This is a genomic window from Anaerobacillus sp. CMMVII (assembly GCF_025377685.1).
Classification (GTDB): domain Bacteria; phylum Bacillota; class Bacilli; order Bacillales; family Anaerobacillaceae; genus Anaerobacillus.
This window is the reverse complement of record NZ_JACEHK010000019.1, coordinates 1-13,173: the sequence shown is the minus strand read 5'-3', so window position 1 is coordinate 13,173 and position 13,173 is coordinate 1. Positions and strand designations below refer to the sequence as shown.

Annotated in this window: 9 protein-coding genes, 1 rRNA gene and 1 pseudogene; 3 read left to right on the top strand and 8 right to left on the bottom strand. The window is 38.8% G+C overall.

Features of this window, described 5'->3' with window-relative positions; all coding sequences use genetic code 11:
- Positions 1-447: 447 nt before the first annotated feature.
- Positions 448-2,001: ribosomal RNA gene (locus tag H1D32_RS24320) — 16S ribosomal RNA — on the bottom strand.
- Between the two features lie 623 nt (positions 2,002-2,624).
- Between H1D32_RS24320 and H1D32_RS24315 the strand changes: the two genes are divergently transcribed.
- Positions 2,625-3,215 (top strand): biotin transporter BioY, encoded by a 591-nt coding sequence (locus tag H1D32_RS24315; protein WP_261180773.1) that lies wholly within the window; start codon positions 2,625-2,627, stop codon positions 3,213-3,215.
- A gap of 86 nt (positions 3,216-3,301) precedes the next feature.
- On the opposite strand, the gene H1D32_RS24310 is transcribed toward H1D32_RS24315, so the two are convergent.
- From H1D32_RS24310 to H1D32_RS24285, 6 genes and pseudogenes are all read right to left on the bottom strand, one after another.
- Positions 3,302-3,898 carry a hypothetical protein gene (locus H1D32_RS24310; protein WP_261180772.1) on the bottom strand — a complete coding sequence of 199 codons (597 nt, stop codon included), beginning with the start codon at positions 3,896-3,898 and terminating at the stop codon, positions 3,302-3,304.
- 229 nt (positions 3,899-4,127) lie between these two features.
- Entirely contained in the window at positions 4,128-5,450 is a 1,323-nt protein-coding gene (locus H1D32_RS24305; protein WP_261180771.1) for a Na+/H+ antiporter family protein, read from the bottom strand.
- 278 nt (positions 5,451-5,728) lie between these two features.
- A complete protein-coding gene (locus tag H1D32_RS24300; protein WP_261180770.1) occupies positions 5,729-6,778 on the bottom strand; it encodes a TRAP transporter substrate-binding protein in 1,050 nt (349 codons plus the stop codon).
- 48 nt (positions 6,779-6,826) lie between these two features.
- A complete protein-coding gene (locus H1D32_RS24295) occupies positions 6,827-8,101 on the bottom strand; it encodes a TRAP transporter large permease (protein ID WP_261180769.1) in 1,275 nt (424 codons plus the stop codon).
- A gap of 15 nt (positions 8,102-8,116) precedes the next feature.
- Positions 8,117-8,577 (bottom strand): annotated as a pseudogene (locus tag H1D32_RS24290) (TRAP transporter small permease).
- Positions 8,578-9,232: 655 nt separating this feature from the next.
- Positions 9,233-10,723, bottom strand: coding sequence for a leucyl aminopeptidase (locus tag H1D32_RS24285; RefSeq protein ID WP_261180768.1), 1,491 nt, complete (start codon positions 10,721-10,723; stop codon positions 9,233-9,235).
- A gap of 294 nt (positions 10,724-11,017) precedes the next feature.
- Between H1D32_RS24285 and H1D32_RS24280 the strand changes: the two genes are divergently transcribed.
- Positions 11,018-11,494 carry a divergent PAP2 family protein gene (locus H1D32_RS24280; protein WP_261180767.1) on the top strand — a complete coding sequence of 159 codons (477 nt, stop codon included), beginning with the start codon at positions 11,018-11,020 and terminating at the stop codon, positions 11,492-11,494.
- A gap of 100 nt (positions 11,495-11,594) precedes the next feature.
- Positions 11,595-12,356: a cobalamin-binding protein gene (locus H1D32_RS24275; protein WP_261180766.1), complete on the top strand. Its 762-nt coding sequence runs from the start codon at positions 11,595-11,597 to the stop codon at positions 12,354-12,356.
- Between the two features lie 75 nt (positions 12,357-12,431).
- Here H1D32_RS24275 and H1D32_RS24270 read toward each other — a convergent pair whose 3' ends face one another.
- Complete coding sequence (locus H1D32_RS24270; protein ID WP_314733498.1) at positions 12,432-13,148, bottom strand: 3D domain-containing protein; 717 nt, start codon at positions 13,146-13,148, stop codon at positions 12,432-12,434.
- Positions 13,149-13,173 lie beyond the last annotated feature (25 nt).

Genomic DNA, 13,173 nt, shown 5'->3' with positions numbered 1-13,173 from the left:
TCAGCTTACGCTTCTCTCGAAAAAATACCTAGTTATAAGGATTTTACGTCGAATTGAATTCTTGACTACTCAAGTTTACTCATAAAGTTTTTACAAACTTTCCGGTAAAACTTAAATGTGTTAGTTGTTATCTAGTTTTCAAGGAACAAGTCGGCAATTGATAAGCGGCGAATTTCTTCGTCAGCTTCACTCGTCAATCATCCTCATGTACGTCTATGTACACTCCGGTGATTGTCTCGTTCGCTTCCTCGAACTTCTTGCTTCTAAATTGCCTCCGGCTTAAAGTCGTAACTTATTTAAAGCTTCATTACGAATTGCTTTCACAACTCAAAACTTTAAACTATACACTCTAAACTATTTAGTTGAGAGATCATTCTCTCAAAACTGAAACACAGCGTCAGCGTACTTTCCCTAAGAAAAGCATCGACTAGAGTTTTAACTCCATAGAAAGGAGGTGATCCAGCCGCACCTTCCGATACGGCTACCTTGTTACGACTTCACCCCAATCATCTGTCCCACCTTAGGCGGCTGGCTCGCATATTGCGTTACCCCACCGACTTCGGGTGTTACAAACTCTCGTGGTGTGACGGGCGGTGTGTACAAGGCCCGGGAACGTATTCACCGCGGCATGCTGATCCGCGATTACTAGCAATTCCGGCTTCATGTAGGCGAGTTGCAGCCTACAATCCGAACTGAGAATGGCTTTATGGGATTGGCTCAACCTCGCGGTTTTGCTGCCCTTTGTACCATCCATTGTAGCACGTGTGTAGCCCAGGTCATAAGGGGCATGATGATTTGACGTCATCCCCACCTTCCTCCGGTTTGTCACCGGCAGTCACCTTAGAGTGCCCAACTGAATGCTGGCAACTAAGATCAAGGGTTGCGCTCGTTGCGGGACTTAACCCAACATCTCACGACACGAGCTGACGACAACCATGCACCACCTGTCACTTTGTCCCCCGAAGGGGAAATCCCTATCTCTAGGGTTGTCAAAGGATGTCAAGACCTGGTAAGGTTCTTCGCGTTGCTTCGAATTAAACCACATGCTCCACTGCTTGTGCGGGCCCCCGTCAATTCCTTTGAGTTTCAACCTTGCGGTCGTACTCCCCAGGCGGAGTGCTTAATGTGTTAACTTCGGCACTAAGGGCATCGAAACCCCTAACACCTAGCACTCATCGTTTACGGCGTGGACTACCAGGGTATCTAATCCTGTTTGCTCCCCACGCTTTCGCGCCTCAGCGTCAGTTACAGACCAGAGAGTCGCCTTCGCCACTGGTGTTCCTCCATATATCTACGCATTTCACCGCTACACATGGAATTCCACTCTCCTCTTCTGCACTCAAGTTTCCCAGTTTCCAATGACCCTCCACGGTTGAGCCGTGGGCTTTCACATCAGACTTAAGAGACCGCCTGCGCGCGCTTTACGCCCAATAATTCCGGACAACGCTTGCCACCTACGTATTACCGCGGCTGCTGGCACGTAGTTAGCCGTGGCTTTCTGGTTAGGTACCGTCAAGGTACCGCCCTATTTGAACGGTACTTGTTCTTCCCTAACAACAGAACTTTACGACCCGAAGGCCTTCATCGTTCACGCGGCGTTGCTCCGTCAGACTTTCGTCCATTGCGGAAGATTCCCTACTGCTGCCTCCCGTAGGAGTCTGGGCCGTGTCTCAGTCCCAGTGTGGCCGATCACCCTCTCAGGTCGGCTACGCATCGTCGCCTTGGTAAGCCATTACCTTACCAACTAGCTAATGCGCCGCGGGCCCATCCTGTAGTGTTAGGTAAACCCAACTTTTACTTTCGAGCCATGTGACTCAAAAGATTATCCGGTATTAGCTTCGGTTTCCCGAAGTTATCCCAGTCTACAGGGCAGGTTGCCCACGTGTTACTCACCCGTCCGCCGCTAACAATTGAGAGCAAGCTCTCAATTGTCCGCTCGACTTGCATGTATTAGGCACGCCGCCAGCGTTCGTCCTGAGCCAGGATCAAACTCTCCATAAAAGTGTTTGATATAGCTCAAAAATTTTGTTACATTGACGAGATATTTACTATCTCTTTAATTCGCTTGGCTGTGTGTTCAGTTTTCAAAGAACAATATCACTATCTGAAAGTACATCGTGCAATTTTTTGCAACAAGTAACCGCAGGAGCAATGTCACTGTCGTTTCTAAACAACAGGATTTTAATCATAACATAATTAACAAGTTAGTGTCAATTACTTTTTTTGAAATACTTTTTCGTCGCTAGCAGCGACATTTATTAATATACCACAATAACTTTTTGTTGACAAGAACTTTTTTTAAATATTTTTTGTCTTAATTTGTCGTTCTTGCTAACAGAAATTTATTCTACCTTCTTTTAGTTTTGAAGTCAATATGTTCTTTGTTAATATTTTTAACTACTTTTGAGGAAACAGTTTAAGTCTCTCTATATTTCTAACTGTTTATTCAAAAGATTTATCTTCCGCCACGCTAAGCAGGTTATTTTCCTAACCGAAGTGACTTTCCTTCATTATAAATTAATTTCCTTGTCCATTTGTTAACTTAATTTATTTTATAGTTGACAATGAATTGTCTGTTTTTTATGATAAATGTAAACTTATTTCTCGGAGAGGTGGACAATTAAATGAAGAACCAAAAGTTTCGTGCAGTAGATATTACCTATGTAGCAATGTTCGCTGCATTAATGGCCATTGGAGCAAATCTAACTTCCTTTATCATGATTGGCACAATCCCATTAACTTTACAAACATTTTTTGCAATTTTAGCAGGCGCCCTGTTAGGTTCACGCCTAGGAAGCTTGTCGATGTTCGTGTATACACTAGTTGGCTTTATTGGAGTCCCTGTATTTGCGCAATTACATAATGGATTTACAGCTATAACAAAACCATCTTTCGGTTTTATTATTTCATTCATTATCCTTGCATACGTTACTGGGAAAATAATCGAATTAAAGCCAAAACCAACATTAATCACATTCTTCGTCGCCTGTTTTGTCGGTTTAATTCTTAACTACGTAATTGGTACAACCTATCTATTTGCTTCTTTAAAGTACTTTTTAGGTATGGAAGACTTAACCTATGTAGGCGCTTGGAAACTGATGCTCATCTTCCTCTATAAAGATATCGTTGTAACAATTCTCGCTTCCTTACTATGTCCAAAAATATATAAGGTTGTTAATAAATCAATCCAACACACTTCTAAACCCGCAGCTTAAATTCTTAAATTAATTGTAAAAGGTCTATCGCTAGAACTGCGGTAGACCTTTTTACAATTTATCATTCCTACCAACCTTAAAATCATCTAATAAGTACTTCCCATCTTCAAAATGAATGACAGTGTAAAACTTATATAATCCTTTGGAGGGAATCCAAATCTGGCATACTGATGATATTCAGCTAAACGCTCTTCATCCCCATAAAACCTTACCTTTATTTCTTGGGCTGCGATCGTAATTCGATTTTTTTCTCTCTCAATATCTAGTTCATTAAACGGAATTAAACCTATTGCCGGGTTCAAAAGCGTATTTCTCACTGTTTCATAGAAGCTAGTTTCCCTTTGGGGGTATCTAAAGTCTCGAGTGTCACTAATATAGTCTTGGTACTTAGGCTTATATACGAATAAATCATCGTACTCCTCAAACAGTGTTTCTACCACTAAGAAAAAACCATTTTCTGTTACTTTACCATTTAACAGTTTGGCGATTGCTTCTTGATTAGAATATGAACGGTTATAAAAATACTCTTCTTCTTGAGCATGGTCTTTAAACAGCTCACTTACCGCTACAATCAATTCGTAGTAGTCAGCTTTTAGTTTTTCCTCATTAAATATATCCTTACCCACGACTGTTATAAGGAAGAGGAACATAATAACTACTATCCAAGCACCCATTTTTTTCAAAATAACACCCCCTACTCTCTATCTATTAGACGAAATTCAAAAAGAAAAGTTTCAATTTTTTTAATAACCAAACTATTTTTCTTATTCCCCTCTCGATAAAGTTAAAACTAGCAACTATTTTTCAATAAAAATAGACCTACAAAATTCCACGAACAGAATAATGTAGGTCTATTTTCGTTCTATCATTTTAATTAAATCAAATTATAAGGAAACATTCTTCCGTCAAAAATTATAAAACCATCGCTGCAATCCATCCAAATAATATAAGCGGTAAGTTGAAATGAATGAATGTCGGTACACAAGTATCCCAAATGTGATGATGCTGACCATCAACATTTAAACCAGCTGTCGGTCCTAAGGTGCTATCAGAAGCAGGAGAACCTGCATCACCCAAGGCACCCGCTGTCCCAATTAAAGCAATTGTAGCTAGTGGACTAAATCCGATAGCTAATGAAAGTGGAACAAACAAGGTGGCTATAATAGGGATCGTTGAGAACGAAGAACCAATTCCCATCGTTATAAACAACCCTACTAGTAACATAAGTAGTGCTGCAATCCCTTTGTTATTTCCAATTAATTCAGCTGATTGTTCTACAAGTAAAGCAACATGTCCCGTCTCGCGAATGACAGCAGCAAACCCTGAGGCTGTAATCATAACAAAACCTATGAACGCCATCATTCGCATACCGTCAGTTAGATATTCATCAGCACTCTTTACATTCATTTTTCCACTTAACAGGAGGATCACTAGCCCAAATAATGCACTTAAGATCATTGACTTCGTTTCATATTGGACGACTAACGCCCCAATGATGGCTAGTAAAGCTATCATTACCGCGCGTCTTGATATAGGTTCTTCAGTGACAGCAACCTCTTCATTGACTGTACCATTTTTGTATGTTCGATTTTTTCGATACGTAACAAATAAAGCAATCAATAATCCTAGCACCATACCTAAAGTAGGTAACAATAATGCCTTTGGAATATCAACCATCTGAATTTCTAAACCACTTTCAGCCATGTTAATTTGGATAATTTCATGAAAAATTAACCCAAAGCCTGCCGGAATAAGAATGTATGGCGCCTTTAGACCAAAGGTAATCGCTGTCGCAACGGCTCGACGATCTAACTTCAGCTCATTAAATACTTGTACTAATGGCGGAATTAAAATAGGTATAAACGCAATATGGATCGGGATCACATTTTGTGAAAAACTTGAAATTATTAAAATGACGAGAAGTAGCAACACCTTAGAAAGACTTTTCTTTCTACTTTCGCCTTCTTTCCCGACGATTTTGATAGCAAAATCAACTACCACTCTTGGTAATCCTGTTTTTGATATCGCAATCGCAAATCCACCTAATAACGCATAGCTTAACGCTACCGTGGCACTACCACCAAGCCCTTCAGTAAAAATAGTCATAGTTTCTGTAACAGAAAACCCTCCGACGAAACCTCCAATAATCGCTCCTACTAGTAACGCAATGACAACATGAACCCGAAGTAGACTTAGTAAAAGCATAACAGCAACTGCAATTATAACAGCATTCATAAATATCTATCTCCTCTTTCGCTTTATCTCTCTAAATTGATAACGTGGTAAATTATTAAACTAATTTAGCATTAAAGCTACTATTATGTCAATATATTATTTTTATAAAAAACATAGTCGTAGCAGTATGATCTCTTGAATTTTTATTTAGAAAGGATTTTCAAAAAAATCGGATCCTATATTGTAAATGATAAAGCCACACTGTTTACGAAAATCGCCTTAAGAAATGAAAAAACCTAGTTAAGTTTTATCCACTTAACTAGGTTTACTTTTATCGTTTAGTTTGTTGCTGCATCGATTTCTTCCACAAGCATTTCTAAGATTTTTTTGCCATCTTCTCCTACCTCATTAATAAAGAAGTCTCGAACTGGTAAAGCTTTTTCACGGAATGCTTCCCGTTGTTCTGCTGTTAATTCGATAATTTCAGTTGGATGGCGGTCATTGGTTTCAATCGCACCTAAAAGCTCGTCATTCATTCTTTCTTGCATTTCATATGCTACTGGACGCATTTCTTCCACAGTTTCTAGGATCATCTCTTGAATTTCACTAGGTAGATCTGCAAAAAAGTCTGTATTTACCGTTGTCATCGCAACGTAAATATTATGTTCAGAGATCATCATATAATCTTGTACCTCATGGAAGTTTGCATCTTCTATAAAGAAGATTGGGTTTTCTTGACCTTGAACAACTCCTTGCTGAAGACTTGTATATAATTCTCCCCAACTTAACTCTGTTGGACTCGCACCATACGCTTCATATGAACGAAGAATGAGAGGTGATGTTTGTGTTCTCATTTTAAATCCTTGGAAATCTTCAGGGGTTGTCAACGGGCGATCCCCTGTCCATTGCATCGCTCCTTCTGTCCAATAGGCTAGCGGTTTAATATTATACTGCTCATATTTGTCTGTTAAATGAACATTTAACGCTTCACTTTCATCTAAGATTTTTTGATTTAGTTCCATGTCATCCGTAAATAGAAAGTGTAATGCAAACAATTGTCCTTCACTGACCATCGTTCCAGTAAATCCAGGAGATACGATGGCAAATTCAACACCACCACTTTGCAATAATTCCACTTGGTTCACTTCACTACCTAAACCACCAAACTCATATACTTCCATATTGATTTGTCCGCCAGATTTTTCATGAAGACGATTAGCAAATTCTTGTGCGTATTCATATTGCACCTGACCTTGCTGTTCTTCCGTAACAAACTTCCAATTATACGTACCTTCACCACCTGTTGAATCACTTCCACAGGCAACCATAACCATACTAAGTACTAAAGCTAAAACTAGTAGACATATATTCTTCCTTTTAAAAATCATCAAATACCCCCATCTTATTTTTTTATTACACCGGAAAAATCCGGAGAATTAAATTAAGTAACGATAAAACAATGAAATTTCTTCAAACAGGATAACCAAAATCGCTACAATAATCAGCATGACAATATAGGGTGGAGTCCCTCTAATAACATCTAAATATGACCTATTAAAGACCGCACTTGCCGTAAATATATCAACACCAAAAGGTGGTGTCGCTGAACCTAACGCCGCCTGGAATGTAATGACAACTCCTAGATGAACTGGATCCACCCCAGCTGCCATGGCAACCGGATAAAAAATTGGCGTCAAAATTAAAATAACGACGATTGGATCAACAAACATACAGCCAATAAAAAAGAAAATCGCTACAATAATAAGGACATGAAGTGCCGTTGGGTCTGCTGGTAACACGGCATTAGTAACCATTTGTGGTATTCTGGCATACGAAATCACCCAAGAAAATGCCTGCCCCCCTGCCACCAGTACAAAAACAGCTGAGGTCACTAGACCTGTGGAGAGAGCAATGTTAGGAACTTCTTTCATCCTTATCGAACGAAACACTAGTACTTCTAAAATTAATGCATATAAAACAGATATCCCAGCTGCTTCAGTAGGCGTAAATACCCCTGAATAAATTCCACCAATAATTATTATCGGAAAACCTAATGGAAGTAACGCTTTTTTAGTGAAATCAAATCGCTCTTTCCAAGTCGCTTTTTCAGCTAATGGGATGTTCTTGCGCTTTGCATATAGATAACTATAAATCGCAAAAAACATGAAAATCAGGACACCCGGACCTATTCCAGCAATAAATAGCTCACCAACTGATGTTCCAGAAACGACCGCATAAACGATCATTCCAATACTCGGCGGAATTAATAAAGCAACGTCACTAGAATTGATGATTAACGCAATCGCATGGGAATCCTTATATCCAATTGAAAGTAATCGCTGCCGCATCGGTTTCCCTACAGCAACAACTGTTGCCTGAGTTGAACCTGAAATTGAACCAAACAAAGTACAAGCAGCTGCAGTTGTGATGGCATAGCCACCTCTGACGTGCCCAACAAAAGATCCAACAAAATCTAGTAGCCGTTTCGATGTTTGTCCCGTAGACATGATATCTGCTGCAAAGATAAACAGCGGAACCGCTAGTAGAACATAACCACTTATCCCTTCCATCATTTGTTGGATCATAAAAATTGGGTCAATATTCGGAAAGTAAATGAATAACACGACTAACGGAGCTGCGATTAACGGTATCATCATTGGAAATCCTAGTAAAAGTAATACAACCATGATAATTAACAATGTTGCAACCATATATGTAATTCCCCTCTATGAAATTTTTTCAGTTACTGGACCTTGTTCTGAAAAATCTTTTTTGTCTGTTGCAATGTATACTTCTTCCTCTTTAATGTTAATCCATAGGTTTCTTAAAAATTGAATAGCACCAAGTGTTAAACCAACTGGGATAATCGCTACTAGGAAATACGCTGGAACTTGTAGAGCTGTCGTGACTCTTCCCATATCTTTAATCCAAACAGCATATTGAAAGGCAAAGTATGCCAAGACAAGTAAAACACCCGCCGTTACAAACGAGATCACAATCGTCAAAATCTTTTTACTACCTTTGGAGCTAAGTCAAAAAATGCACTCATCCTAATATGTCTTCCTTTTCTCGCTGCATAACTTATCCCCATAAAGGTGGCGATAATCACTGCAAATTGACTAATCTCTGCAGAGAAAGACCAACTCTTCCCAATCAAAGCCCTACTTAAGACGTTTCCTACAACCATGACTGCTATTAGTATAATTGCATAACTCAAAATAAACGTTTCAACTTTCATAATGAACTGGTCCAACTTTTTTAAAACAAACAAATTAGCACCTCCTTTAATACAACTATCCATCCCTTTTTAGTCGGTTTAATACTTATTTGACGAACAGTTTTTTTGAGCGATTTCATAATTTCATTTATTCAGCATCAAGTCGTTCCTAGTGTTGGGGAAATGTATAATTCATTCAGTTAACAAAACATTTTCACGATTTTTTCCCCATAAAGTCCGTATATCCATCTTATCCCATTATTTTTATCCACTCAAACATGATATCCGCCCATTTTTTTGGATATAAATTGGTATTTTGCTGTTAACTGTCATGATAAAGCTTAGATAGAAAGATCCTCCCAAGTCCTCCCATATCCTAAACATCTCTGCGCTACATAAGAAAAGCGCAAGGCGCCCTGTTAAGCCCCGACTAGCAAATGTTCTTCGAGGGGCTGGGCGCTGCTCCTGCGTCACTACGTTTACTCGTCGCAAAACCTGCAATGAAGTAACCTCATTGATGTGTCTTGGAGCTAGACAGTTATTACGTTGAAATTTTATACATTCTTAATCTTTAAATAAAAACAACGTTAGGAATAGAAGTTCCTAACGTTGTTTCATTTTTTTATTAAAAATTTCTCGCTAAGGTTGCAAGTGTACGTACCATGGCACCAGTTCCACCTTTAGGACCAAAAACACTATCACTTCTAGACCAAGCCGTTCCCGCAATATCTAAATGAACCCACGGTGTGTCTTCGGCGAATTCACCAATAAATAATCCTGCCGTAATACTTCCACCTTCACGACCTGGCGAATTGTTTAAGTCAGCAACATCACTTGAGCGTAACATTTCTTTGTACGGTTCAAAGTTTGGCAATCTCCATAAATATTCACCTGCTTCACCCGCTGCTAATAAAACGTCTTCCATCAGTTCCTCATCATTCGTTACAGCGCCTGTAGAAACTCCAGCTAAAGCAACAATTACTGCTCCCGTTAAAGTTGCAACATCGACAAGGTAATCTGCGCCTAATTGTTTCGCGTAAGTCACAGCATCAGCTAAGATTAAGCGGCCTTCTGCATCTGTATTTCGAACCTCAATAGTTCTACCACTTAACGAGGTAATGACATCACCTGGTTTTAAGGCGCTACCATTAATAAGATTCTCAGTCGAAGGGATTACCGCCATGACGTTGACGTCAGGTTTTAGAGCTCCAATTACTTCCATTGCTCCAAGAACTGTAGCAGCTCCTCCCATGTCCATCTTCATTTCATGCATGTTCAATGCCGGTTTGATCGAAATTCCGCCAGCATCAAATGTTAAGCCTTTCCCAACAAAACTTAATACATTTTCCCACTTTTCTTTGCCGCGATACTTAAGTACGATCATTTTTGGTGGTTGGTCAGACCCTTCAGCAACAGCTAAAAGCGCACCCATCCCAAGTTTTTTCATCTCTTCTCGCTCAAGCACTGAATAATCCATCCCATATCGATCAGCAATTTCTTTTGCTTTTGCAGCTAAATCCGTTGGTGTCATATAATTACCTGGAGCATTCACAAGGGCACGAGCTAAATTTGTTCCCGCACTATACGTGTAACCGACAGTAAGAGCTTCTTCCACCATGTCTTGGTTTAGTTCTGTATAAACAACAACTTTTTCAATTGCTGATGTTGATTCTTTCTTTTGTTTATAAGTTTCAGTTCGGTAGCTTGTTAAGCCAATCGCCTCAGCTAATGCCTTCGCAAAAAGTTCACCAGCATTTTCGCCAGTTAAAAATGTATCTAGGGCAAAAGCAACTTCTTCTTGCTCTTCTTTTGCCAAGACTTTAGCAACAACCGCAAACGCTTCACGCACTTTATCAAACGTTAACTCTGCTTTTTTTCCAAGGCCAACGAAATAAATAGCTTTCGCCTCAAGCTTTCCTAGAGTATGTATTTTGTTAACCTTTTTAAAAGATGCCGATAGTTGTTTTTCTGCCACTAGCTCAACTAGATAACCATCCAACTTTTTATCAATCTCTTTGACTAGCCCCTCCGGTTTTTTATCATCTTCAAAAAGACCAACAACGATCGCGCCTAGCTTTTTACCTAAAATGTCTCCATCTTTAACTTTATATTGCATAACTCCACTCCTCTTTTCAGAATAATCTTCCACTTATCATTATAGCTTGTCTAACTATTTATTTCGAGTATCTAATGTTTATACTGAGAAATTATCTGTTATAATGTAAGCAACTTTTACACTTTTAACTAATGAATTTTCTTCCATTCTACTCAAATAAAAATCTTTTTTCATTACGTTTTAAACTAGGATTACTCTATTTGATTTACGGGTAAGAAAAAATAGTATAGAAACAAATTTCAGAAACGGGTACAATAACAGTATCTACTTGAGTGAATTAGAAAGGAAGCTATTATGGAATTACTAATGAATTTCCCATTATGGGCTGCATTAATAGCGATTGGCTTTGCACAATTTATTAAAGTACCTCTGCAGTATCTTGCAACGAAGCGATTTGATTGGTCGCTTTTAACAAGTACAGGCGGAATGCCTAGTTCTCATTCTGGCGCAGTAACTGCGTTAGCTACAGGCATTGCTCTTGAGGAAGGCTTAGGCTCACCTTACTTTGCAATTTCGGCGATATTTGGAATTATCGTAATGTTTGATGCATCAGGTGTCCGTAGACATGCCGGTGAACAAGCTACTGTACTTAACCGTTTAGTTGATGATTTCTATAAACTCGTCGAAGAAGTGAAAACCTGGCCAGAAAAAGAAGAAAAAGAAAAACAAAAAGAACTTAAAGAATTATTAGGTCACCAACCCATCGAAGTGTTTTTCGGTGGATTAACAGGGATATTATTAACTTTATTATTACACGCATTAATATTCTAATCTTATAACGTAATGACAACTGCGACATGGACCATCATTAGATGTACTCCATGTTATTTTTTTATCCTTTAAAGCCCACAAAAGAAATAGGAGGAAAGTCATGAGACTTATTTCAATATGCCCTAGCAATACAGAGATGCTTGCTTACTTAGGATTAATAGACAAACTAGTAGCCGTCGATGATTATTCTGATTGGCCAAATGCTGTGAAAAATCTACCGCGTTTAGGGCCTGATTTAAACATTAATATGGACCTGGTTGAACAACTCAGCCCAGACCTAGTTCTTGCATCCTTAAGCGTACCAGGTATGGAAAAGAACATTGAACAATTACAGGAGCGAAACATCCCTCATATTGTCTTAAATCCCAATTCGTTAGTAGACATATACGAAGATTTTCTGATTGTTGGTGAAAAAACTGGTTGCTCTGATCGAGCGAAGGAAGTAGCTGAACAATTCCTGCAGGATGTAAATTATTATAAAGAACAAAACAGAACTCAAAACAAAGGAAGTATTTATTGGGAATGGTGGCCGAAACCAATTTTTACACCTGGGAAAACAAATTGGTTAACAGAAGTAAGTGAAATTGTTGGGGGAACTAATTGTTTTGACCATTACGAACAGGCAAGCGTTCAAATAAATTGGGAGGAAGTTGTCCAAAAAAATCCTGACCACATTTGTATGGTGTGGGTTGGAGTGAAAGAAGCAAAAATGAATATGAACGCATTACTAAAACGCGAAAGTGCAACACAAATTAATGCCGTAAAAAATCATAATCTTTACATCCTAGAAGAATCATTATTTTGCAGACCTTCACCAAGACTTATTGAAGGAATTAAAAAATTAGTGCAAATATTAAACTAGATAAAGAGCCTGCCCCCTAGTTAAGGGGCAGGCTCACTTTAACTTTAAGTAGTATTCTCTTCTTAGCGATTCATTTTAATTCGCGAACGATAATTGTCTACGAAATACTTGAACTGCTTCGGCTTCATTTAAATTTTGTAATTGTTCATTTGTTAAACGACCTGTACCTTCTTCAACAATATATACTTCTACTTCTTTTTTGCCCCATTGCTGAAAAACATCTTGAACTGTTTCGTAATATAGGTCTATTTTATTCCCTTTAATTGCGGATCCTGTATCAGCGACAACTCCGTATCCATAACCAGGAATGAAGAGGATCGATCCGATTGGAAACACTCTCGTATCCGCAGCAATGGTTGAATATAAATCACGTTTTACAGTTACTCCCGAGAAAGTTATCCCATAGCCAGGGTGACCAGGCCGTTTCCCAGTCGACTCAAAACCGGCCGTATAGCCAGTAGCTACTACTTTCTTTGATGGATATTGGCTCCAATCGATAGCTTCCTCTAAAGACAATGGAGCAGATTCTACTACTTCTTGACTACTTAACATCTTTGATTCATCACTGAACATCGGCAAACTTCTAAATCTCATCGTAAATTTCTTCAAGTTGGCATTAAAACTATTTTTTTCTTCCTCTGCTTTAATAGGAAATGAATAACTATCTAGTGCACCCCAATTTGCTAACTGATTTGCACTCACTCCTGAGATTGATTCAAATGTTGTAAATAACGCAAGACTAAACAAAGCCGTCATTGATACTCGTCTTAAAATCGTTTTAACGATTTCCATTTATTTTCACTCCTCTCACTGACTA